The sequence below is a fragment of the Sporosarcina sp. Y352 genome (assembly GCF_056786535.1).
Genome location: NZ_JBXCJE010000001.1, coordinates 503892 through 528599 on the forward strand (window position 1 = coordinate 503892; position 24708 = coordinate 528599).

A 24708-nucleotide genomic window follows, 5' to 3' on the forward strand; every position below is an offset into this window, starting at 1 on the left:
CCCCCTAGGTTAAATGAATGCCGGGACAAGTGAAAGACCGGTTATTTCTTTGAGACCAAATTGTACGTTCATATTTTGAATGGCTTGCCCTGCTGCCCCTTTTACTAAGTTGTCAATGACGGATACGATGGTTGCCCTGTTTGTCCGCGGATCAACTTTCACGAGGAGATCACAATAGTTTGATCCGTATACTTGATTGGTACCGAACTTTCCATTTTCTTGCATAACCCGGACAAAAGGATGATCAGCGTAGGTTGTCGTTAAGCAATCCACGAGTTGTTGCTCCGTAATTCCTTCCATGACGGGTGCATAGATTGTCGCGAGTATTCCCCTTGTCATCGGAACTAGATGTGTACTAAAAGTGATGGGCGCTGTTTCTTGTGCAAACATCGAAAATGCCTGCTCTATTTCTGGTATATGCTGATGCTGATTCAATTTATAGATGGCTGTATTTTCATTCGTTTCACTGAAATGGGTCATTTTATTGGGTGTATTGCCTGCCCCAGACACACCACTTTTTGCATCAATGATTAATTGAGTTGCATCAATCAAGTTATCTTTGAGTAAAGGCAAGAGCGCCAACAGAACCGCCGTAGGATAACAACCAGGATTAGCTATTAGTTGCGCTTGTCTGATTGCATCACTATTCCATTCGGTCAGACCATATACACTATGCTCAACCGCGGATGCCGGTGCAGGTTCTTTTTGGTACCATTGCTCATATTGAGCTAAATCTTTTAAACGGAAGTCTCCGGACAAATCGATCAGGCGAGGTCCTTTCCCTAGTAACGGAGGAAGAAGCTTACTTGCGACTCCTGCAGGTGCACTCGAGAACACGACATCGAATTCCATTAACTTTTCGTACTCTATTTTTTGGAGTGGCTGATCGGATATATTCATTAGATGCGGAAAATTATGCGAAAAGACAATTCCTTCTTTAGATGATGTGAATAATTCAATTTTTTCGACTTCAGGATGGTTGTGCAGTAGCCGGATGAGCTCTAGTCCACCATACCCTGAAGCGCCAATGATTCCTACCTTCATGACAATCACTCCTGTTTGTAAGTTAAGCTTATTATATGTATGCATAATTATAAAGTCAACTGTATTTTTATTTATTTCGTAAGTTACATTATTGAATGCGTTTTCATTTATTATTTTTGTTATTCACACGAATGAAACAGATATGCTATAATTCATTTAGCATCTGGTACTAATAATAGGCATTGAATTATACTTGCCTAATCAGGAGGTTACTATGGAAGATTTATTGAAACTAAAAGGAAAAAACATTGTGGTAATGGGTGTGGCGAATGAACGGAGTCTTGCTTGGGGAGTGGCCAAAACACTTTTCACAGTCGGTGCAAACGTGATTTTCACATACCGGAAAGAGCGTTCACTCACTAAACTTGAAAAGCTGTTAGGTACGGCGGGTTACGAGGCAAAACTGATTGTGCAGTGTGATGTAAACGAGGATGAAAGTATCCATGAAGCATTCGGTAAAATCGGCGCAGAAGTCGGTACAATTCACGGAGTGGTCCACTCACTTGCTTTTGCCCATGCTGAGGATTTGAAAAACGACTTTGTAGAAACGACAAGAAGCGGATTTGCATTTGCACAGGATACAAGCGCTTATTCACTTATTGCAACTGCAAAAGAAGCCCGTCCATTTATGACTGAAGGCGGCTCTATCGTTACGATGAGTTACCTGGGGGCACAGCGTGTGCTTGACGGATATAATGTAATGGGAGTTGCAAAAGCCTCGCTAGAAGCATCTGTTAAGTATTTGGCGTTTGACCTTGGAAAAGATAATATCCGTGTAAATGCAATTTCAGCCGGTGCAATTCGGACACTATCCGCAAAAGGCATCGCTTCTTTCAATAAAATTTTGACTCAAATTGAAGAGAATGCTCCTTTAAAACGTAACGTAACACAAGAAGAAGTAGCGGAGATGACACTGGTCACGTTAAGCAACCTATCCCGCGGCGTAACTGGTGAAATTATTTATGTAGATGCCGGCTACAATATAATGGGGTAATAGCTCTATGCGCCCGCTTAGACACGATTTCAGGGTATGAAACATATACTATATCACGACTTTTGATTAACCATTTATTCGCATAAATCGCAGGCGAATAGTGCTTGAAAACCGCCATTTTCACTGGATTATTTTCGGCCCGCTTTCGGCGAATTAATCACGACGGTTTTACCGGAGGAGCAGAGTGTGGTTAGAAGTGACTCAGTCACTTCTAGCCACACTCTTTTCAGTTTTACTGTTGTAATTAATCGCCTGTCGCGTTCCTACACTACTCAAGTGAAAAATGCAGTTGCTTGGGAAGAAAAGAATAGATGACTTTCTATTGGGATTGTAAGTGCCCGAAGATGAAATTTCGGGCACACTAGCACGTTGTATATTGTATTCTTTGCTATGCTTTAATTGAAAGTTCTCCCAATAATGGAGATACCTTAGTAGAAGGCTTGAGCGGTCAAAATTGTATCTTTGACCGCTTCTCTCCAGGTGAGAAGTCAGCTATTCTTTTGTCCTGAAAAGCTTCAGCACTTCTTGTACTCGTATCTTTGGTGAGCGACGGATGAACAACCACCGTACGATTACCGAAAAAATAAGTAGGGATGCGACGAAGTCGCATCCCTACTTATCAAGATATCTCGATAATGGTATAGAAGTTGTTCAATTCCAAGCGATCCAATAGCGAATATACAAGTAGTGCCCAAAAAGGGACTGTCTGGATAAGACAGTCCCTTCTTTCATTTCCCCACTTGCTTCATCAAGTGCTTATTCCCTTTTGTAATGATGTTTTCGTAGTCAATGTAATCATAGATATCATCCGTAATCTGATTGCTGAACTTCGCCAACTCTTCAACTGTCAAATCCTCAATCGCTTTCTTTTGTTGTTCGCAGTAAATAATCAATTTCCCGACGATTTCATGAGCGTCTCGGAATGCTGTCCCTTTACTCACTAAGTAATCGGCAACTTCTGTGGCATTCAGAAAACCAGCTTTAATCGCTGCTTTCATGTTATCTGCATTTACTTGAAGTGTGTCAATCATTTTCGACATAATTTCTATACAATCCAACACAGTATCAAGTGCATCGAAAAATTGCTCTTTGTCTTCCTGCATGTCCTTGTTATAAGTCAAAGGTAGCCCTTTCAGCGTCGTTAGTAGTGAAAACAATGAGCCATAAACGCGTCCTGTTTTACCGCGGATCAATTCTGCTGCATCGGGGTTTTTCTTTTGTGGCATGATGCTACTTCCCGTTGAATACGCATCTGCCATGTCGATGAATTTGAATTCCTGGCTGCTCCACAATATAAGTTCTTCGCTCAATCGGCTTAAATGCATCATCAGTATAGAGAAATTCGACATTAGTTCAAGTAAGTAATCACGATCACTAACGCCATCAAGGAAATTATCCACAGGTTTTGCAAAACCTAATAAAGCCGTTGTCACTTCACGATCAATGTTATGCGTTGTTCCAGCTAGAGCCCCGCAACCTAATGGGTTTTCATCCAAAATTTCGATTGCGTTTCCAACACGTTTTTTATCCCTTTTGAACATTTGAGCGTACGCACCTAAGTGATGGCTGAATGTCACGACTTGCGCACGCTGTAAATGCGTATAGCCAGGCATGATTACATTGTTTGCTGCACCTTTTTCATACAACGAATCGATGAGCATTTGAAGATTGTCCATCACTTCCGCCGCCTTGCCTTTTGCGTATAAGCGCATGTCTACAGCAACTTGGTCATTTCGGCTGCGTGCTGTGTGTAGTTTCTTTCCAGTCTCGCCAATACGTTCTGTTAAATGCATTTCTACGAATGAATGTATATCCTCGTAATTGCCTTCAATTTTAATAGTACCTGTTTCGATGTCATTCAATATCGATTGGAGACCGTTTACGAGTAGCTCCCCTTCTTCCGGTGTTAGTAAATCACAATGCACTAACATTGTGACATGTGCCAAGCTACCAGCAATGTCCTCTTTATATAATCTGTGATCTACAGGTAACGATGTATTAAACTTCTCCATTATTTCATCTGCACGACTTGTAAAACGCCCGCCCCAAAGTTTCATTTATTCTGCCACTCCTTTTTTATACTTATTAGCATTCATTTTCGATAAAACAAGCACTGCCAAGATTAGAAGAACAACCGTCAAAAGTAACGTAGCTGCGCTTCCAGTAATACCCGCTACGATAAATCCGACAAATGCAATTGACGCGTTTAGAAGAGCATACGGGAATTGTGTTTTCACGTGATCGATATGATCGGCTCCCGCGCCTGTTGACGACAGAATCGTCGTGTCTGAAATCGGTGAACAATGGTCTCCGAAGATTCCGCCTGAAAGAACCGCACCTATACAGACTAACAGATGTGCATCAAGGGTAACGGCCATCGGTATGGCGATTGGAAGCATAATTGCGAAGGTTCCCCAAGAGGTCCCGGACGCAAGTGACATTCCTGCTCCTACAAGGAATAGTATTGCCGGGATAATGAACGCAGGCACATTTCCTTGCATCACTTCAACAATATAGTTTGCTGTTCCCATCTCGTTGATCACTTTACCAAGAGACCATGCTAAAACAAGAGTGACGGCAACAAACACCATTTTTTGCATACCCGTTGTATAAATATTGAAAATTTCGCCAAACTTTTTCACCTTATAGATGAGCATTAAAATAATAATTGTAACGGCCGCAAATAAGTAAGCAGTAGATAATGCAACCCTAAATTCATTACCAGGTACTGGCTTGACTGGGAATCCAAACGAAATCAAAAGCCCGAATAACGTAATGAACAATACTAATAATGGAAGTAAGATTAAATTTGCATTACTTCCTTTTGCCATTTCATCATCCTCTTGAGGCTTCCGAAGAGGCGTCGATTCAGGCCAGTAAAGGGCGCCTGTCTGTTGAATACGTCTCTCCGCTTTTGCCATAGGGCCGAAATCCAATTTTGTCATTGCCACAAGCGGCACCATCAATACAGCTAATATTGCATAAAACTGAAATGGAATGACTTGAACTAGCGTGCTGAATTCGGAAGTCGTAATGTTCAACAAGTCAAATTCATTTTTAATGAGCCCCATGATATAGACACCCCATCCGATAAACGGAACTAAAACCGCTACAGGGGATGAAGTGGAGTCAATGATCCAGGCAAGCTTCTCCCTGGAAATTTTCGCTTTATCAAAAATCTTTTCAAATACAGGGCCTACGATTAGAGGCGTACCTAAATCCGAGAAAAAGATGATGACGCCGCCGAACCAAGCAGACAATTGCGCTTTCGCACGTGTATTAATGAATTTCGTCGCATTAATTGCGAGAGCTGCCCCACCTCCCGACTTCTCCATAAGCGCAACAAATCCTCCTATGAAAAACAGTAAAACTAATATCGCAGCATTATAGCCGTCTGCCACTTGTATAAACAAATAATTTTCGATTGTCTCCATCGTCGCCTCAAGAGGGCGACCTCCGACCAATATTAAAACACCAATGTATACGCCTGAAAATAACGATATGACAACGTTTTTCGTTATAATCGCTAATATCACTGCGATTACTGGTGGCAACAACGATACTATACCCATATGTTCCATTAAAATCTCCTCTTTCATGCACTAATATGTATAATCATGAATTATATTTCATAATTAATCAATTAGCAAGAAGTATTAAAGTGCAACAATTAGTTGGAATATTTGTTCTACTTTTGAAATTCAAAAAAGCGTAACCAGTCGTTACGCTTGTCGAATTGCCAATAGGATAACTTATTTCAAAACCCCAGTATTAAGAAGATCGAAATTCACACTTACTTTGTACTCTACTGATGCAATTACCTTTTCAGTCAGCTTTTCACTCCACTTTCCTTTGTGATACATTCTGAAATATTCACTAAATCCGACAGGGTCAACTTCTAATTTTCGAAGTTTTTCCAAAAGATCTTCTACTTCCTTTTCAACATGTTTACTAATTTCCTTCTGCAGCATTTCAAACTCCCTTTTTCTGCTTAATTCTTTGTCCCCCTCATATTCCATCAGAGAACCCTGTAATTTAATTCGTATGGACACTTGAGGAGAATTCAATTTTTTATTACTCTTAATCTTTACCTTACTTTCAATCAATTGTATATGCAGTTCTTCCTTATCCGAGCCCTTTTCAAGGGTAATATCAAGCGGGGCTAGTTTGTCCTTCCCTTTCATTGCTTGGATTAATGAAGATTGTTGACGTGGGATTGTTTCAAGCATTTTTCCGCCGTCAAACAAAGCAATGCTTTCAATTTTGAGCGAACCTTCTTTTTTCTCCAAATAAGGCAAAGATGAATGAGATACCTTATCCGTTGCTGAATTAATAAAATCATGAAGTGTTGTAAAGGGACTAAATGCTGTATGCATTTTGGGTTGTAACAAGTCGTATAAATACATATTTATACTTGGGATGTCAGGATAATTGCCTTTCAATATTTCTTCCGCGCTATCTTTCACAATAGCAAGACGAATATTATTTCCAACGGTTGGATCTCGGTAAAAGTGTTTAGTTGTCCTATTTACATCGCCTTTCTTCGCATACTCCTCACTAAATAATATTGTTCGAAGCTGGTTTAAGGAAATCATTTTGCCAGCCTGAGAGGAGATCTCGGTGAACCCTTTCTGGATTAAGGGTGTATTGACCGAATAGTTTTGAATAACTTCTTGTGAATTACCTGTCGATTGTGGAATTGAGACCGTCATCCTTACTTCATCTTCACTAATGTAATCGAAGGCAATACTGCTAACCATCGATAAATCTTCAACTGAATTTGAACGCTCTTTTTGCGTACAGGCGGCCATACACAATAATAAAGTTGGGAATAAGAAGAATATAAACCGTTTCATGTAACAACCTCTTTTCTTGTTTTCAGTAAATGAATGATGCACAAGAAGATCGGCCAAATCAAAAATCCATAGTTAATGTAATAAATAACTTCATATAGTCTATTTTGGAATTCCTTTGGTAATGGAATGCTTACTATGATAAATACAACAATAGCTATAATGTATAAATGACTCTTTTTTTCTTTTGCTCGTATTGAATCCAATCCCTTCTTTGCAACCCATAAAAATGCAGCCACGGTTGTCAGGATTAGGAAAACCCACAGTGATATGGCAAAAACATCAACTCGCTCAAGAAAAGGGAGAGTGATCGCGTTGAACAAATATAAAACTGGATACATCACATGTTCAAGTTGCCATTCGGAATAATACATGACACTTGTAAAGACGGTCAAAAGGTATAAGGATACGGTCATCCATATACCCAAAGAGGCTTGTTTAAATGCTTTTTTCTGATGGATAATATAAGGGAAATAAAAAAGGATTAGTTCAAAACCGGACATTGCTATAAATCCATTTTTTGTTGCTGTGAAAAACTCCTGTTTAGTAAAGTTAAAGAGAGGAAGTGCATGTTTAATGTCCCCTTCACCAATTGCCCATTTCAAAAAAAAGAAAATCCACACAACCAGGAAAAAACTAATGATACAAAATCGGGCGATTGACTTAATGCCGCCGCTGACAATGTAAACAAGCAAAAGCACGAAAATGAGCAATGGCCCAATTATTGTCCGTTCCGGCAGCGCAATAACTTGTATAAGGTCTAAATACCCCTCAAGAAAAGAAGCCAATAGCAACGCTGAATATATAATCAGAATTCCATTCAGACTTTTCCCTAGCCATCTGCCAAGGAGCAACTCGTGAATTGCGAACAAATTATGATGACTATATTTAACGGCAATCCAAATCATCGGAATGAGTAAAAGGTTTGCAATAATTCCGAAAAATAGTGGGAACCACCACTGGCTAAAGCCTGCCGGACTTAGTAAGTTTGGCAAAGTTAATAAGGTGTTGCCGGTCATCACGAGATGGACAAGAAAGACGACATGATATCCATTCAATACCTTTGGTTGGTTTTGATCCATACCCTATTCCTTCCCTTCTTCAGGGAAATCTTTTTTTCTTTCTGTACTTGCGATACCCTTTTTATGCTTTTGGAAAGAGGATGGCGCCATAACAATGCTGTCCAGGAGGTCTGTCCATTTTCTAGGAATCACCGGAGACATAAAAGGAGTCCCTAAAGATGTTAAATTCACTAAATGATAAATGAGCCATGCAAAAGCAATCATTTGTCCGTATAAACCGAAGAAACCTGCTGATAAGATAAAAATGTATCGAACAAAGCGACTTGCATTACTCATTTTGAAACTAGGAGGTAAAAATGAAAGTAATGCCGAAATGGCTACTAACACAATCAAAATATTGCTGACAAGACCTGCTTCAACGGCTGCTGACCCAATAACGATACCACCGACAATACCAATCGTTTGGCCGATTTTGGTCGGCATCCGGGATCCTGCTTCTCTTAATACTTCAATAACCAGTTCCATGAAAAGAACTTCAATGACTGGCGGGAAAGGAACACTGCTTCTGGATTCTTGTATACTTTTCAACACTTCGTAAGGTAGCATTTCAGGATGGAAAGATAGAGCTGAAATATAAAAAGGCGTTAGCATTATCGTTAAGAAGAAACCGAAAAATCGGATACAACGAAGTAAGGTGGCTGTCGTCCAACGATTATAATAATCTTCCGGAGACATGAAAAATCCTAGAAAAGAGCTCGGACAGATCATTGCGCCAATACTGTTATTCATCATAATAATGACCCTTCCGTCAATTAAAGAGCTTGTTACCAAATCGGGTCTCTCGGTTACTTGATATTGAGGAAATGGAGAGAATTGATGGTCTTCCATCAGCTGGGCTAAAATGGAGATATCATCAAAACCTCTGTAGTCAAGCGCTTCAATTTTGCTAATCACCTTGGTCAAGTTTTTCTCGTTTACAATTTTCTCGATATACATAACGGAAACTTTAGTATTTGTTTCCGTTCCTATTCTAAAGTCGCGATTTTTTAATCCAGTATTCTGTATTCGTCTTTTAATGAGGGATAAGTTTGTTTGTAGAGATTCGGTAAATGAATCCCGCGGACCGCTGACCGTTGATTCGGTATCTGAATTAGCGATTGAACTTGTGGGTGGGCTAAATGTATTCATTTTCAAAAATACGTTCTTTTTATGGAAGTAAAGTACTGTATTCCCTTCTGTAATCATGGCTAACATACCGGGAAGATTGTCATTTTCAATTACTTCAGCTGTTTTTTGCAGTTCATCTTTCATTAGAGGAACAATCACTGTTTCATGGAAACCGAGAGGATCGACGAGTGAGCTGAAGTAAATGATTGTTACAGCTTCTTCAGGTGTTTGAATTTCTTTACAAACAACATCTGTGATGCCCTCCAACTTCTTCTGTATCACATCAATCGTAACGATTTCAGGTTTATGCTGGGGAGATGCAGGAATGATTTCATCGTTCTTGCCGGCCTTCCCGAAACCTTTCCAAAAACGCATCCACTCTCCCCCTTTTTTCCGTGTATAGTTAGATTAACTATCTCCTAATTCATGAAGGTTTATTCATTAGAAGCTGTACGTTCGATAAGTAGAATCTGACCAAAGCAATATCAGCAATACCTATTCGTTCTAAATAGTAGAGAAACTGTTTACGTGAGTGCTAGACGAAAAAATAGAGAGGTGAATATGGTGAAAAGAAAGCCAATTTACGTTGAAATACCGATTCAGGCGGATATTGAGAAAGTGTGGAACGCCTCGCAACAACCGGACATGCACGAACAATGGGATCTTCGCTTCTCTTCCATTACCTATTTGCCAAAAGAAGAAGGTAAGCCCCAAGAGTTCGTTTATTCAAGGACTGTCGGGCCTTTCATAAACGTTAAAGGATGGGGAAAAAGTGTTGGATCATTTCGTAAAGAAGACGGTACGCGATCCTCATCCCTTCAGTTCGGAACAGAGCAATGGATATCCCCTATCCGAGAAGGACGTGGCTTTTGGAAATACGAACCACAGAAAGACGGAGTGAAATTTTTGACGCAGTATGATTACGACGTCAATTTTGGTCGTGCCGGAGAAATTGTCGATAAACTCGCATTTCGCCCTGTTATTGGTTGGGCGACTGCACTTAGTTTTGACGTGTTGAAGCGGTGGCTTGAGCGAGATGAAGTCCCCCGCTCCCAGTATTTTCGATTTTTCAGTACCTATTTAATGACGTTGTTGTTTGCTTTCATTTGGATTTATCAAGGTCTTGTTCCGAAGATTATCGGAATGCACATAGAAGAGAGGGCGATGGTTGGAAGCGTTTTAACTTTATCAGAGAAAGGAATTACGACATCAATACTTTTAATTGGAATTGCAGAAGTGCTGTTCGGGATTAGTTGGCTATTTTATCGCAATAAGGGGCATTTATTCACAGTGCAGCTACTGTTATTCCCGTTGCTTACAATAGCGGCGATCATTGCTGTACCGGCAACAGCAATCCATCCTTTCAATCCTGTGACATTCAATATGTCACTGATTGTTCTTTCACTGATTGGCTTGCTCATGAGTAAAGATGTGCCTTCGGCAAGAAGCTGTAAACGAAAAAGGTGAGGTGGACATTATGTCGATTTTCAGACAAGTATTGGGTGATAATTTCAACCGGATGCATCCCATGTTGCAAAAAAGGTATGACCTACGGACAGGTGCTACATTTAAAGCATCCGGCGTCATGAAAGAAATCGGTGGCGGACCTAAGTGGTTGTATCCGGTTTTAAAGGCAGGTGTTAGATGGAAACTGCTTTTTCCGGAAAGAGGCATTAACATCCCATTTACAATAACGAATAAGGCGTTTGTTGCGGAGAATGGTGAAAGCCAGGTGCACTGGGAACGTGTTTTTCATTTCGATAAAAAAAGACGTTATTTTAACGCGCTGATGAGTTTTGATGCAAGACGGCTTGTAATCCGCGATTACCTGGGTGAACCGTACCTCATTTATGCCGATTTGGATTTTCAAGTAGCAACTAACGGAAGTTTGACGATTACATCACTACGCCAGCGGCTTGTTCTTGGAAAGATCGAAATTCCATTACCTAGGATTTTTCAAGGACTTGCAACCGTAACAGAAAAATTTGACGATGAACTAGGACTTTACCAAATTCATGTTTCGGTAAGAAATCCACTGATTGGAATCGTATTTTCGTATAAAGGGGCGTTTTCTTCTGATGTCGATGACTAAGTCTGCAAGTATACATAGTGTTTTATTTATCGTCGTGGTTGTTTTCAGTGAGGATCCGTGGCCTTTTCTAATGCTCACGATTGCACAGCTCGTTTACGTCCCGTTTGCATTGCGTCTCATTATGACTAAGAATGAGTGGTTTTCTAAGCATTATTATTATTTTGCGATTCCCGCTTATTTAGCAGTAGCGCTGTTGCAAATAATACCAGATTCAAAGTGGAATGGTCTGCTAGCGGCGGTATATTTAGTGTTTACGATAAGTATCGCTTTGTATGGTTTGTCGCGATTTATCAATAGGGGATTCACGCATTCGGAAGAGTTCGCGATTGATGCGGGGCTTGTTTACATCTCGCTTGGCGGGGCTTGGTTCTTTGCTTATGTGACTGGTATTGACACTGGATTCAGTCCTCTTATTACGTGGTTGACTGCCATACATTTTCACTACTCTGCATTCTTATTGCCGATTTTCATCGGTTTACTGGGAAGACTTTATAAACCCCGGATTTATGGGATTGTCTGTTTAATTCTTTTAGTATCACCGCTGATTGTTGCGATTGGTATTACATTTTCCAGGTGGATTGAGCTACTGTCTGTCGGATTATACATTATTGGTTTAAGTGGCTTCATTATAATTGCTTGTAAAACAACTTTCGCAAATAAAATACAAAAGTGGCTCGTTCGTTTTTCGTTTGGCGCGCTCGGAGTAACAATCATATTTTCGTTGTTATATGCCCTAGGTAATGGCTTTGGGCTGACATCCGTGAACATTGATTTCATGCTTCGTTTTCATGGCGTGTTGAACTGTGTGGTATTTGCGTTATTTGGTATTATCGGTTGGTCTTTACAAGTTCCCGGAACAAATTTGCGTCCCCTCACTTTCCCCGTCAGTCGTATTCGGGGGAAACCGGTTATAGGTGAACAGGTTCTTGAAGGCAGATTGCGTGAAAAACATCAAGGACTTGTCGACGATATGAAGGTTTACGAGCCTTTTATTCAATGCGAAACGATATCCCCTCGTATCATTGATTTCTATGAAAACACCAATGACTACCAGTTATTCGCAACGATTAACTGGCATTCTTGGTTTAAACTGTTTGCCGTCCTTTACGCGTTTATAAGCAGAAGAACCCAACAAATCAATTTGCCTCTTCATGGCAGACAAGTTGAAATGACCGGTAACGTAATTGCGCTTCGGGATGAAGTGGACGGCAGAGATAATGTTAGGGCGTGGATCCGTAAAATCACCAATGACACTACATTCATCGCACTTTATTCACAACATAATACAGCTGGTAGAATGTATATGAATATTGCCTTGCCGCTGCCATTTTCAACGATGACCGGCGTTTTGGAACTGCATCAGAGTGGAAACGATTTGCGGCTGACCAGCAAGCCTCATGGTTGTGAATCGGATGCGGGGATTTATCTATCTTTCCTCGCCAATCAACCGTTCAAGCTTCCCATCGCGGAGGATTTTACCGTTAGTGATAGGAAAGACAGTACATTGAGTGCCCAACATGAAATGAGTATATTTTCAATCCCATTTTTATCGATTACGTATTTAATAAAGCCTAACGGGAAGTAATAAAAACGTTGATGATTTGAAAAAACGTCTAAGGACTAAAGCAAAAAAACGCGCACGTGTTAATAACACATGCGCGTTTTCCGATTTAACTTTCTATTCAACTTTTTATTGATTGTACTCATTTTTGTTATCTTCAGGTTCACTTTCATCTAGCGTTGTGTCATCCGTATTGCCTTCTGATGATAAGAACTCCTGTAGTGCCTGTTTGTTTTTTTCAAAGTCAATACTAAGAACCTCTCCCACGTCAACACGTTCATTTTCAAACGAATTTGCAACAGGAATTCTTAACGACTCCATCTCTTTAGATTTACCTTTGAGTAAGCCTTTCCCAATCGTTAGTAGCGTTCTGTTATCAACGTTTGTTTCAACGTAAGGATTTACAACTCCAAGTAACTTAGGTATTTTCATTAAACTATGAACACTCACTGCTTGTTCTTTCAATTTAGACAATGCTTCTTGTTGTCGTTCTACTCGCCCAAAATCACTATTGATATCGTGACGGAAACGGACATATCCCAACAGCTGCTCACCATGTAAAACTTGTTTTCCCGGCTGTAGTGTCATTCCGATACCATGAGACATTGCATATGGTATATCCACTTCTATTCCGTCAGGAGCAATAACATCTACAATTTTTGGGAATCCCGAAAAGTCAACGATTGCATAGTATTGAACATCTACATCAAAATTCTGCTTAATCGTTTTTCTAACAAGTTCCGGACCTCCAATTGAAAACGCAGAATTTATTCTCTGTTTTCCGTGACCTGGAATTTCCACATATGTATCCCTCATAATGGAAACGACTTTCACTTCATTCGTTGTTTGATTGTAATGAGCAATCATTAAAGAATCTGATCGTGCATCCTTCTCATCGCCTCGAGCATCACTTCCCATTAACAGGACATTAATCTCTCCAAATTGTGAATCCGCGCCTTCGAATTCATCAAAATTTGTTTCATCATCATTCAGCATGCCACTGTTTGCTAATGACAAACCGCTAGAGTATTGATAAACCCCATAGCCAATTCCTAGTAACACCAACAATCCAACTACTAAAAAGAACTTTTTGAGCCCTTTATGTTTCTTTTTTCTTCTATCGCTTCTTTTCATATATAGATCCACCTATCATTTACCTGTTTGTTAGTTATTTGATAAAGCATTCATCGTTAATTATACAGGAATCGCGTCGTCCAAGTAACCTATTGGAAAGATCTGCAATTGAGAGTCATATATATGCTAACCTGTTTCAGGAGATTCAATTTCTTAGAAGCAGTTTCGAACCATTTTCATTAACCGTGAAACCAGAGTCTTCAACTAAATGAGTCAAAGGTACTTTCAGACTGTCAACAAATTGTTCTAAACTTGTCTGCCGTCATGGGTGATGCTCCTGTCTGTAATACTAGGTATGTATTAGTACAGTTCGCACATGATGAATTGTATAGATGCATTGACATTTTGTCAACGCTAATAATCTCAACCTTATTAATTCAGTTTTCTTCAACTTATTAGTTATTTCTTATAAGCCTCTGTTGTATTAATCACACATAAAGCCAGTTACAAATTCGAAGCCGAACAGTCCAATTTAGGATATACTACTATATAAGAGGATACCATTTTAATTTCTCTTCAATGAAGGAGATGACTGATTGTGTTAAAAAAACAGATGGATAAGTATATTACAGAAAATACGCTTGATAGTAAAATTGAGTTATTTGAAATTGATCAACAGTATGTAGAGAAGCATCAATTGATACCTAGTGATGTAACAGTTGTTGAGAAAGGCTTTAAATTCAGTGCTATCGAACGATGTGTTAAAGAAACGGAAAATTTAATTCGTGAAGAAGATCAGTCCTTTTTAAATGAGCATATTCTATACTTAAAAAGTCATCTGAATGAATTCGTTTACTTAGAATCAAGTGCTTTTGAAGTCATTCGAGTCGATGCGGTCGTACTTGAATTTGATGAAGTTTTTGAAATGTATACCGCTTTATTTGGACTGAAATTGCAAAAGAAATACGGCGATGATATGAAAGCATATCTCGACACACACTTAAATGGAGATGGCACGAAATACAGTGTGATGTTTTCGAGTGAAGACGGACTTTGGGATATGAACTTTGCATTAGACTACGTAGATGGATTTAGTGAAGAATTGTCATTTATAGAGATTCTACAACTAATGTACAATTTTATATTTAATTTGGTTGAGGCTATGGATGATACGCAGTGAAGGATGGGAAATGAGTGAACGATTCGAACTTTCTATACACATATACGCAACATACTGATGAGCATGATCTGTGTATGCTCGAAATGAGATCTTTTTTCGGTTTTGATGTACCTTCCACTGCATTGATAAGTTCGATTAAAATCGATCCTAGCCGAAGTGCATTCATGAAAGAAAGATTGGAAATTATTTATGTTGGTGACAGTCTTGAAGAAGTTTCTCGACAAGTCGAGCAGTATGATTTAGGTGAATCTACATTTAGAGTTGTCTGCTTAAATACGACCAACCTTGATACAACTACTAAAATTGGACATCCTGAACGTCGGAAAATCGAACGTGAAATCGGACTGCGTATCAATGGCACTCCTGATTTAGTGAATTCTCCCGAAAAGTCATTCGGCATCGTCCTATTGAATGGCAAGTGGTATTTTGGGGAGCATGTCGAAAGTGAATCTGTCTGGTTTCTTCATCAGAAAAAACCGCATATGTATTCAACTGCGCTAAGTACACGTGTTGCCAGGGCAGTTGCCAATATTGCAGTGCCTCACCCTGAAGGGATTCGGGCAATAGATCCTTGTTGTGGGATTGGGACAGTTTTAGTCGAAGCCCTATCAATGGACATTAACATCGTCGGTCGAGACATTAACCCGCGCGTCGTTTTAGGTTCTAGAAAAAACATCGTTCATTTTGGACTTGAGGGCAATGTAGAAATCGGACCTATTGCAGAAGTTGTTGACAACTATGACGTCGCAATCATTGATATGCCTTATAATCTCTTTACGCATATTACACCAGAAGAACAGCTGGATATCTTGATAGAAGCACGCCGATTCACTAAAAAAGTCGTTGTTGTGACAATTGAAACGATTGATCATATGCTTGAAGAAGCCGGATTCGTTATCGTCGATCGTTGTGTTGCTAAAAAGGGACATTTCATCAGACAAGTATTAGTTTGCGAATAATGAAAGTGCCTTATCCCTTTTGGTGAGTTCATCATTTGATTCATAAAAAGATGGATTGAGCGCTGATTGCTGATGTGTATGTCCAGCCACATCTCTACTACTTAGACTTTGAATAAGGAAAAAGAAAGTGCCCAGTATAACTGAGCACTTTCTTTCATTTTGAGATATGCGTTGTAAAGTCAGCCAGTAACCGCGCACCATACCCTGTTGCAGATTTAGCATAATAGCCTGATGCGCTGGTTTTACTCATCATCCCCGCCATATCAACATGCAGCCATTTACTCTCTTTCGGTACGAAACGGCGTAGGAATAATCCCGCTGTAATCGAGCCAGCCCCGCCAAGTGAACTGATGTTATTCATATCCGCATAATCACTGTCGAGCGACTTATCGTATGCTTCGACTAATGGCATCGGCCAGATGAAATCGCCATTTTGATCACCGATTTTTTTCATTTGTGCAGACAGTTCTTCATCACCGAATACGCCTCCTAGTTCAGTTCCGAGTGCATTGACGATTGCACCAGTCAGCGTAGCGATATCCACGATGTATTCCGCTTTCCATTCACCTGCACGAATGAGTGCGTCTGCTAAAATGAGGCGACCTTCTGCATCCGTGTTACCCACCTGCACTGTCAAACCATTTTTGTAAGTGATAACTTCACCGGGCAAAACAGATGTGTTATCCGGCATGTTTTCCACGATTGGAATCAATGCCACGACATTCACTTTTGCATTCGACTTTGCTAACAATGTAAGAGCACCTGAAACAGCAGCTGCCCCACCCATGTCCATACGCATGTCGCTTAAATCTTTGCCGCTCTTCAAGCTGATGCCGCCTGTATCGAACGTCACGCCTTTACCCACAAGTGCAACAAGCGGTTTCGAAGCATCGCCTTTATAGATGAGTTCAACAAATGAAGGTTTGTAAATACTACCCCGAGCAACTGTCAGAACCCCGTTCATTCCCATTTCCTCAAGGTTCTTTTTGTCTAACACATTGACTTCGACATTTGTGCCTTCAAAATTTTGCTTCAGTACTTCAGGAAACGTTTCAGGATTCAAAACGTTCGATACTTCATTCATTAAATCACGTGAAAATGCTGTTGCTGCCGCACGAATTTTTCCCACTTCAACGAAAGGCTTCGCTTCGTCGCCTGTTACATGGAGTTCAGTTTGGAATGGTGTGACTGCTGATTTATAGGTTACGAACTGATAAGATCCCAATTCCCATCCTTCTGAGAAAGCTGTCAGAATGGATTCTTTATCCAACACAGTAAATGAATTTGAAAGTTCCACGCCGTCCACTATTGCTTTATCCACTTTTTGAGCGCTTACATCGCGTGCGATATTACCCGCTGTAGCACGGACTTTTTCGAGTGTCATCTCTTTTTCTTTGCACTTTTTCACAATGATATAATGCGTTTCTCCAATTAATACAGAACAATGTCCTGCTTTTTGATTGGCAACAAATAGGTTGACTGTGGCATTATCTGAAACAATTGGATTGCTCGAAAAAATAACTTTTACTTCAATAGGCATTCATTTTCCCCCTGGATAAATTATTTCGATTTCTAAAATAGTTTACCATAAATTATTCCATTTCGTAGAATTATCTTTTATCCAAAAGAAAGAGGGTAAGACTTGTGAATGAACCATAATTAAAGATAAGAGAAACCATTTCAGCCCATTTTTTCCATTACGCCAATCGTGCATTGAATAACGCGAGTGTTCCTCAACCTACGTAGTAACTCTCGTTTTTCATTTGAGTGGCTCCAAACGATTTTGAATGTATTTCTGTCTAAAGGCTGCATGTATGTGAGTATGTTACACTTTAATTAAAACTTCTGGGAGGTAGCTGGATTGAAAAAAGCGTGGGATCATAAAGGAATTATGGAGAAATTTGAAGCGAATCGAAACACTGAACAGGCAGGACCAATGGTGGCTTATTTGAAAAACCATTTTCCTTTCCTTGGTATTAAAAGTCCACTTCGCAAAGCATTATTAAAGGAACAGTTTTCCGAATTCTCCTTACCTGAACGTAGGGAACTTTTTGTTGAAGCATGGAAACTGTATAATCTTCCAGAACGTGAGTATCAGTACGCAGCTATCGCGCTTATTGATAAGTTAAAAAAACAGTTATCAATAGATGACTTCCCTGTTTTAAAGGAGCTAATTGAGTCTAAATCATGGTGGGATAGCGTAGATTCGATTGCCCCTTCTCTCGTTGGTCATGTAGTGAAAATCAATCGTAAATATGGAGAAAAAGTGATGCTAGATTGGTCTCTTTCAGACAATATGTGGACTAACCGTTCTGCGATTCTCCATCAACTAAAATTCAAACAAGAAACAGACGCAGATTTGCTTTTTAGAATCATTCAACAGCATTCTACTTCAAAGGAATTCTTCATTCAAAAATCGATTGGCTGGGCATTAAGGGAATATGCCAAAACAGATCCAGATCTTGTGATGTCATTTGTTGAAAAACATCCTCTAAAACCGCTTAGTAAGCGAGAAGCGCTGAAACATTTTAAATGATTATGAGGTCTTTTCAAATTTCAAGATACTTTCTTCCGGTGTAATCGGTTTTGTATCGTCTTCTACTACAAAATCCGTATACCGAGGTATTTCCACATATTGAATCGGTTTACCTGCTTTACTAAAAATAATAGTATTTATATCATCACGGATTTCCATATTGTTCAGGTCTTTGCCGCCAATTAGCTCCTTTATCGCTTGATTAGTCGTATAAGGCCGGATAATGAATGCTTTGTCCCATATGAATTCCGTCATGTTATTCAAGTTGATTTCCACCGCTACTTTTTCATTCATTATGGAGATAATATCTTTTTCGAGTTCTTTATTGTGATGAGGCTTTCTCTGACTACAACTTGTTAGTAACAGTACAGAAAAGATTATCATTAAGACTTTCTTCAACTTATTACCCCCTTGGTATTATCATTTAATCAACTGCTATCATGTACTACGTTTCTCCCTAATGAAAGTTCCGTTCCTAAAATGGGATTCACTTATATAATTTTTATATCGGTACCTTGTAGTGAACAATACCATATGATATATTGGTGTCATTAAGTACATCGCATGGTATGGTACTATTCATTGATTAATAGCGAAAGGAGACGAAATTAAGTGAATGTGCAATTTAAAAAAGGTGTGTTGAATTTGTGTGTGCTTGTACTGCTGGATAAACAAGATCGGTATGGATATGAACTCGTGCAGAAGATTTCGGATCAAATATCCATTTCAGAAGGGTCAGTATATCCTTTACTGCGTCGATTGACCAAGGAAGGTTATTTTACAACTTACCTGCAGGAATCGACGGAAGGTCCTCCCCGCAAGTATTACAAATTGACGGATAGTGGCCGGGATTATCTTCATGCACAACTGGCTGAATGGAAAAACTTCACGGATGGCGTGAATACATTAATCGAGGAGGGCGTTATTAATGACTGAAAATCAATTTATTGTTGAACTTCAAAATGCTTTAAAAAGGCTACCTGCAGAGGAACTGAACGATATTATTCTAGATATCCGAGAATACTTTACAAATGGACGTGAAGATGGAAAATCAGATAGTGAAATTGCTGCTTCCTTAGGAGCCCCTCAAACTATTGCTGAAGAATTGCAAGCTTCCCATTCGTTCTCTAAAAATGAAGTAGAAGTGACACCAATAAATAAAATGATTACAATTTCAGATAACCATTTTAACAATATCGATATCAATGTTAAATATGGGTCAATTGTGGTAAGTCCATCCGACAGTTCGGTTACCACAGTGGAATTGGTTGGTTGGGATGAGAAATTGCAGCTGTCGACTGAAGTTATTGAAGACACATTGTTCATCAGACTCAAAGGTTTGCGTCACTGGTTATTCATGCTTCATTTCAATTTTAAGGCAGTGACTCTAAATGTCATGATTCCAATTAAACTTTATCAATCAATTGCTATGATGACGGATAATGGACGAATTACCGCTAAGAAACTGCTTGCCAAGAAAATCCAAGCGAAGACTGATAACGGAGCAGTCCATTTAAAGGAAATTGCAGCAACGACATTGAATGCTGAAACGGATAATGGGCGAATTGAAGTCGATAAAGCACAAGTTGAACAGATAACAGCGAAAACGGATAACGGACGGATTGAAATGCGCTATGTAGATGCGGTCAGTATTGCAACAGAAACGGATAACGGGCGAATCGTTTTGGAACATGTATCAGGATCCATTGTCGGAAGTACGGATAATGGACGAATTATCGTTCAAACAGATAGTATTGATCGAAATATGGATTTACGAACAGATAACGGAAGCATCCTTATTGAATCAAGTGAAAGCGCGAAAAATGTTACAATACATGCGAAGACGAGTCATAGCGGAATTGATGTCTTTGGAGAACGGAATTTACGGACGGTTATCGGTGCCGGAGAGCATACGATTCGTTTAAAGACCGATAATGGACGGATTACGGTTAAGTAAGTATGGATATTGTTGGTTAGCGGTGGGTTTTGGATTGTTGCTGAGCGAGTTTTGAGCGGTCCAGGTACAGATTCGAGCGGTCGGTAATACTCATTGCCACGAATGTGCTAGGCAAATATTTTATTTCTCTCTTTATAGTTCAATATAAAAACCTTGTTCAGATACTTATCCCCTCAATAATTAAAAGAAAAGCTGCTCAATCATCAACTGATTTTGAGCAGCTTTTCATATATTTAGACTTTAGGAGCTTCTCCGCCAAACTCTGCCCACTCTTCGCGAGACGGTCCATATACACCCGGTACACGTAAACCTGCTTGTCTCATAAGAACAGTCATTTGACCACGGTGATGCGTTTGGTGTGCTATTAATATATTTAGGACGGTGCCAATCGTCCACTGCTCTCCATACATATCTTTCTTTTCATGCAAAATATCGTCATTCCATTGTTCTTTTATTGCCGCAACCATCGTATTGTTTGAAGAACGATAGGCATCTGCAATATCAGTAGCTTTTCCTGGAACAGGAGCGTCATGGGGAGTCGCATCAAATTCAAGACCTGTACGCGATACCATCTCGTCAAGTGTTGTAACGAGATGCCAAGCAATTCTACCGAGCGTGCGATCTTCAGGTGATACTTCTTGTCGAAGTGATTCATCTGTCAATGTGTCTAGAATCTTTTGTGTAGAACCACTTTCATGACCCCAGTTAACAAGAAATTCTTCAATTGTTTTAAACATCTACAGCGCCTCCAAATTGTATACTAATTATCTTAAGGACCATTCGACATGTGATAGTCGTTTTCCTTTGTTTTCATTAACAAAGAAGCTGTCTCTTTTAGCTATTTATGGATGCCGATGTCTTATCATCATTCATATTTTTATAATTTTGTTCTCCTACCCGCCTGACGATTTCCTCTTCAGTTAGAGGGGTACTAGCTGAAGTGGCATTGTTGTCTTTATCATTATCCAACTCAACATGCTCATATCTTGCGTTTTTAGCGTCTGTATGGCGCCCATATCCTTCCGATTCTTCACGTGTCATTCGTGCATCTTCTGGTTTTTTAAACATTCAGTTCACTCCTTCCACTTTAGCCTTTTTACAACTATTCCCTTACCTGTTTATATTGAAACTGAATGGTCATGCTATAATTTCCTTAATCAGATTGGAGGAGTCCTATGATTTTTAAAAAAAGGCTATTCTCTTTACTACTCGTATGTATTGTCCTGTTAACAGCCTGTTCATCTAAAACACAGGTCGTGGAAAGTCCAGGGTTCAGTCAAATGCATATTGACTTTAGCAATAATGTAAACGTTAATAACATTTACGCTTCCCTAAAAGAATTATCGTTAGAACCCCGTGTTGCAGGCACGAAATCTGAACTGCAAGCGGCTACTTTTATAACAGCCCAACTTAAAATGGCTGGTTATGAAGTTGAAGTTCAACCTTTTGAGTTTGAGAGATATATCATGCCTAAATTTCACAACATTGTCGTTGAAGGGTTTGATGGCACGCTCTCACCTTCTCCGTTTCAATACTCAGTTGACGGTCACGTCAAAGGACAATTGATTGACGTAGGCCATGGTTTAAAAGCCGACTATAAAAAAGTGGACGTAGTAGGAAAAATTGTACTTGTTGCGGTTAAGGATACACCTTTCTACGAACTCGTTTTACTAGCAGCAGATTCCGGTGCGGAGGGAATCATTCTTTATTTCCCTGATGAGTCGGAGATTGATAACTGGTCACTCGGCGATGAACATTATGACGATTTCATTCCTGCGCTTGCTCTAAATTATGAGGAAGGTACAAAACTTGTAAACTTAGTTAAAACTAGCAGCCCTATCAATGCGGAAGTTAAAATTGGTGGTGCCTCTATTCAAATAGAAGAATCGCAAAATTTGATAGCTACTAAACAACCTGTTTCCGAAGTCAATGATGAAATTGTATTAATTGGTGCCCATTATGATTCTGTCGCAAAGGCACCCGGTGCGAGCGACAATGCTAGCGGCACAGCAGTTGTCTTAGAACTTGCACGGTTGTTCAAAACCGTTCCAACAAATAAAGAAATCCGTTTCTTACTTTTTGGCGCTGAAGAAGAAGGATTGTATGGTTCCAAAAAGTATGTGAATGCGATGTCTCCTAGTGAAATTAAGCGCTCTGTCGCAATGTTCAATCTTGATATGGTTGGAAGTGCTTATGCCGGAGATTTAACCATTCAAACGATGGATGGATCTGATAATACTGTTACAGAAGCCGCAAGTAATGCGAACGAACAACTCTATGGAAATCCCATCGAAACTGATTTCGGAGACAGAAGTGATCATGTGCCATTTCATGATGCGGGAATCGATGCAGCGCTGTTCATTTATAATCCTGTTGAAGAATGGTACCATACTCCTGAAGACACAATTGAAAAATTAAGTAAGGAACGGCTACAGAACGTTGCGAAAATCGTCGGTTCCTCCGTTTTTGAATTAACTTTGCCAGACGTATATAGAGAATGACAAGTTGAAGGTTCTTTTTTAAAAGAATTACGCATAAGAAAGTATAAAGGGGGACGTCCCATGACGACAATTCTTATCGACGCGGATGCATGTCCGGTTGTAAAAGAAACGATTCAAATAGCAGGGACCTTCGGATTCCGCTGCATCCTCATTTGCGATACGACACATGAAATGCATCGCGAAGGGGCCGAGACGATAATAGTCTCTAAGGGAGCAGATGCAGTCGATTTTGTTCTTGTAAATCGTGTGCAAAAAGATGATATTGTCGTTACACAAGATTACGGTTTAGCTGCTATGGTCCTAGCAAAAAAAGGGCATCCAATCGATCAAAATGGACGCCTTTATACGGAGGACAATATCGATCAGCTATTGTACGCCCGCCATACTGCACAAAAAGTCCGAATGGCTGGCGGACGCTTACGTGGTCCAAAGAAACGCTCAAAAGAGAGTGATTTGAAGTTCGAAGAGAGTCTTAAAAAGTTATGTACACAAATTGTAAACAAATAAGGTAAACAAACGCTATCTAAGTATTTTATCAGATGAAAAAAACGTATGTAACACAAAAAGCATCGCAATTTTGCGGTGCTTTTTAATAATGTTGTATAAAAATAATTATAACTTGTGAATAACATAATATTTAATCCCAAAAATTACAAAGCACCGCCTAAGCAATGCTTTTTCCTAAGTTAGTCATCTTTCGTACAAGTTATGCGTACGCTAATGTATGTACATTCGTTCAGATAAGCATCTCATTGGCAATCAATTCATAAGACCTTAGCTTATCCTGAAAGTCATATGCAATCATCACAAGCATCACTTCATCCGCATTGTACTCTTCTGCAATTTTTTCTATTTCTTTTCTCACCAGTTTAGGTGTACCTACAATCATCCGTTTACGATTTTCTTTAACACGTTGCTGTTCAAAATGACTGTATGGATATGCAAGCGCATTTTCGGGCGAAGGTGTGCCTTTGGAGCGCATGCCCTGTTCTAGCATAATCCTGGATAAATCAAGTGAAGAGATGATCCGTTCGGCTTCTTCTTCCGTTTCTGCACAGGCAAAAAAGACAGCAACTGCTTGTTTAGGTTTTTGCAAATATACGGAAGGCTGGAACTTTTTGCGATAATGATTCGCGTATGCGGGACCGCCTTCTCCGTTAATGAACTGTGCAAACATATAGGGTAGACCTTTTTCAGCGGCAAGAAAGGCAGAGCTTTGACTCGATCCTAACATCCAAACGGGCGGTACCTCTTCCGTTATAGGTGTGGCTTTCAAGCCATAGTATGCGTGTTCGGCTGGGATAGAATCGTTCAAATACATCAGTAAGTCATCCACTTGTTCCGGGAATTTATTGACATCCCGATAGTTTCCATTATGCAAGGCATATGTCGCTCGCGGCATCCCACCCGGAGCGCGTCCAACGCCCGCATCAATCCGACCTGGAAAGAGTGCTTCAAGGAGTTTAAAATTCTCTGCAACTTTGTACGCGGAATAATGAGGCAGCATAACACCTCCCGTTCCGAGTCGGATTGTAGAGGTTACAGAAGCCAGATGAGCGATTAGTATTTCCGGTGACGATCCCGCTAGTGTTGTCGTGTCATGGTGTTCGGAAACCCAAAAACGAGTATAACCCCATTCTTCGGCTTTTTGTGCAAGTACTGCTGTCTGTTTTAATGATTCTATAGCGTTGCTACCTTCAGATATCGGTGATTGATCCAATATACTTAGTTTGATGGTCATTGTATTCCCTCCAATCATTATGTCACC

The 24708-nt window shown here is 39.8% G+C and carries 23 protein-coding genes; 11 read left to right on the plus strand and 12 right to left on the minus strand.

Going from position 1 to position 24708, the window contains the following annotated elements:
* Positions 1–9 precede the first annotated feature (9 nt).
* Positions 10–1044, minus strand: a complete 1035-nt coding sequence (gene argC / locus AC1TO6_RS02630) for an N-acetyl-gamma-glutamyl-phosphate reductase (RefSeq protein ID WP_482100043.1) — start codon at positions 1042–1044, stop codon at positions 10–12.
* 214 nt (positions 1045–1258) lie between these two features.
* Between argC and fabI the strand changes: the two genes are divergently transcribed.
* On the plus strand, positions 1259–2038 hold the full coding sequence (gene fabI / locus AC1TO6_RS02635; RefSeq protein ID WP_482100044.1) for an enoyl-ACP reductase FabI: 780 nt from the start codon (positions 1259–1261) through the stop codon (positions 2036–2038).
* Positions 2039–2766: 728 nt separating this feature from the next.
* Here the strand turns inward: fabI and argH are convergent.
* The 5 genes from argH to AC1TO6_RS02660 all read right to left on the minus strand — a co-directional run bounded on the left by argH (position 2767) and on the right by AC1TO6_RS02660 (position 9455).
* A complete protein-coding gene (gene argH / locus AC1TO6_RS02640) occupies positions 2767–4095 on the minus strand; it encodes an argininosuccinate lyase (protein ID WP_482100045.1) in 1329 nt (442 codons plus the stop codon).
* Positions 4096–5619, minus strand: coding sequence for a Na+/H+ antiporter NhaC family protein (locus tag AC1TO6_RS02645; protein ID WP_482100046.1), 1524 nt, complete (start codon positions 5617–5619; stop codon positions 4096–4098). It lies immediately after the preceding gene.
* A gap of 171 nt (positions 5620–5790) precedes the next feature.
* Positions 5791–6894: a Ger(x)C family spore germination protein gene (locus AC1TO6_RS02650; RefSeq protein WP_482100047.1), complete on the minus strand. Its 1104-nt coding sequence runs from the start codon at positions 6892–6894 to the stop codon at positions 5791–5793.
* On the minus strand, positions 6891–7973 hold the full coding sequence (locus AC1TO6_RS02655) for a GerAB/ArcD/ProY family transporter (protein WP_482100048.1): 1083 nt from the start codon (positions 7971–7973) through the stop codon (positions 6891–6893). The genes AC1TO6_RS02650 and AC1TO6_RS02655 overlap by 4 nt, the downstream gene beginning before the upstream one ends.
* Positions 7974–7976: 3 nt before the next feature.
* On the minus strand, positions 7977–9455 hold the full coding sequence (locus AC1TO6_RS02660; RefSeq protein ID WP_482100049.1) for a spore germination protein: 1479 nt from the start codon (positions 9453–9455) through the stop codon (positions 7977–7979).
* A 186-nt stretch (positions 9456–9641) separates the two neighbouring features.
* Between AC1TO6_RS02660 and AC1TO6_RS02665 the strand changes: the two genes are divergently transcribed.
* The 3 genes from AC1TO6_RS02665 to AC1TO6_RS02675 are packed head-to-tail and all read left to right on the plus strand — an operon-like array spanning position 9642 to position 12757.
* Positions 9642–10547, plus strand: coding sequence for a DoxX-like family protein (locus AC1TO6_RS02665; protein ID WP_482100050.1), 906 nt, complete (start codon positions 9642–9644; stop codon positions 10545–10547).
* Between the two features lie 10 nt (positions 10548–10557).
* Positions 10558–11172: a DUF4166 domain-containing protein gene (locus AC1TO6_RS02670; protein ID WP_482100051.1), complete on the plus strand. Its 615-nt coding sequence runs from the start codon at positions 10558–10560 to the stop codon at positions 11170–11172.
* Complete coding sequence (locus AC1TO6_RS02675; protein WP_482100052.1) at positions 11159–12757, plus strand: YndJ family protein; 1599 nt, start codon at positions 11159–11161, stop codon at positions 12755–12757. The genes AC1TO6_RS02670 and AC1TO6_RS02675 overlap by 14 nt, the downstream gene beginning before the upstream one ends.
* Positions 12758–12862: 105 nt before the next feature.
* On the opposite strand, the gene AC1TO6_RS02680 is transcribed toward AC1TO6_RS02675, so the two are convergent.
* A complete protein-coding gene (locus tag AC1TO6_RS02680; protein WP_482100053.1) occupies positions 12863–13867 on the minus strand; it encodes an LCP family protein in 1005 nt (334 codons plus the stop codon).
* Positions 13868–14405: 538 nt separating this feature from the next.
* On the opposite strand from AC1TO6_RS02680, the gene AC1TO6_RS02685 reads away from it, so the two are divergent.
* Both AC1TO6_RS02685 and AC1TO6_RS02690 read left to right on the plus strand, forming a co-directional pair.
* Complete coding sequence (locus tag AC1TO6_RS02685; RefSeq protein ID WP_482100054.1) at positions 14406–14987, plus strand: branched-chain amino acid aminotransferase; 582 nt, start codon at positions 14406–14408, stop codon at positions 14985–14987.
* Between the two features lie 74 nt (positions 14988–15061).
* On the plus strand, positions 15062–15946 hold the full coding sequence (locus AC1TO6_RS02690) for a TRM11 family SAM-dependent methyltransferase (protein WP_482100123.1): 885 nt from the start codon (positions 15062–15064) through the stop codon (positions 15944–15946).
* A 154-nt stretch (positions 15947–16100) separates the two neighbouring features.
* Here the strand turns inward: AC1TO6_RS02690 and AC1TO6_RS02695 are convergent, their stop codons facing one another.
* On the minus strand, positions 16101–17486 hold the full coding sequence (locus AC1TO6_RS02695) for a leucyl aminopeptidase family protein (RefSeq protein WP_482100055.1): 1386 nt from the start codon (positions 17484–17486) through the stop codon (positions 16101–16103).
* 321 nt (positions 17487–17807) lie between these two features.
* Between AC1TO6_RS02695 and AC1TO6_RS02700 the strand changes: the two genes are divergently transcribed.
* The gene (locus tag AC1TO6_RS02700) at positions 17808–18482 is read left to right on the plus strand and encodes a DNA alkylation repair protein (RefSeq protein ID WP_482100056.1); all 675 of its coding nucleotides are present in this window, start codon (positions 17808–17810) and stop codon (positions 18480–18482) included.
* Here the strand turns inward: AC1TO6_RS02700 and AC1TO6_RS02705 are convergent, their stop codons facing one another.
* Complete coding sequence (locus AC1TO6_RS02705; RefSeq protein WP_482100057.1) at positions 18483–18881, minus strand: hypothetical protein; 399 nt, start codon at positions 18879–18881, stop codon at positions 18483–18485.
* A gap of 213 nt (positions 18882–19094) precedes the next feature.
* Here AC1TO6_RS02705 and AC1TO6_RS02710 point away from each other — a divergent pair, with 213 nt between their 5' ends.
* Entirely contained in the window at positions 19095–19418 is a 324-nt protein-coding gene (locus tag AC1TO6_RS02710) for a PadR family transcriptional regulator (protein ID WP_482100058.1), read from the plus strand.
* On the plus strand, positions 19411–20439 hold the full coding sequence (locus AC1TO6_RS02715; protein ID WP_482100059.1) for a DUF4097 family beta strand repeat-containing protein: 1029 nt from the start codon (positions 19411–19413) through the stop codon (positions 20437–20439). The genes AC1TO6_RS02710 and AC1TO6_RS02715 overlap by 8 nt, the downstream gene beginning before the upstream one ends.
* Before the next feature lie 233 nt (positions 20440–20672).
* On the opposite strand, the gene AC1TO6_RS02720 is transcribed toward AC1TO6_RS02715, so the two are convergent.
* Both AC1TO6_RS02720 and AC1TO6_RS02725 read right to left on the minus strand, forming a co-directional pair.
* Positions 20673–21176: a DinB family protein gene (locus AC1TO6_RS02720; protein ID WP_482100060.1), complete on the minus strand. Its 504-nt coding sequence runs from the start codon at positions 21174–21176 to the stop codon at positions 20673–20675.
* 97 nt (positions 21177–21273) lie between these two features.
* Positions 21274–21507, minus strand: a complete 234-nt coding sequence (locus AC1TO6_RS02725) for a hypothetical protein (protein ID WP_482100061.1) — start codon at positions 21505–21507, stop codon at positions 21274–21276.
* A 107-nt stretch (positions 21508–21614) separates the two neighbouring features.
* On the opposite strand from AC1TO6_RS02725, the gene AC1TO6_RS02730 reads away from it, so the two are divergent.
* Positions 21615–22940 (plus strand): M28 family peptidase, encoded by a 1326-nt coding sequence (locus AC1TO6_RS02730; protein ID WP_482100062.1) that lies wholly within the window; start codon positions 21615–21617, stop codon positions 22938–22940.
* Positions 22941–23000: 60 nt separating this feature from the next.
* The gene (locus tag AC1TO6_RS02735) at positions 23001–23447 is read left to right on the plus strand and encodes a YaiI/YqxD family protein (protein ID WP_482100063.1); all 447 of its coding nucleotides are present in this window, start codon (positions 23001–23003) and stop codon (positions 23445–23447) included.
* A 229-nt stretch (positions 23448–23676) separates the two neighbouring features.
* Here the strand turns inward: AC1TO6_RS02735 and AC1TO6_RS02740 are convergent, their stop codons facing one another.
* On the minus strand, positions 23677–24681 hold the full coding sequence (locus AC1TO6_RS02740; RefSeq protein WP_482100064.1) for an LLM class flavin-dependent oxidoreductase: 1005 nt from the start codon (positions 24679–24681) through the stop codon (positions 23677–23679).
* Between the last annotated feature and the right edge of the window lie 27 nt (positions 24682–24708).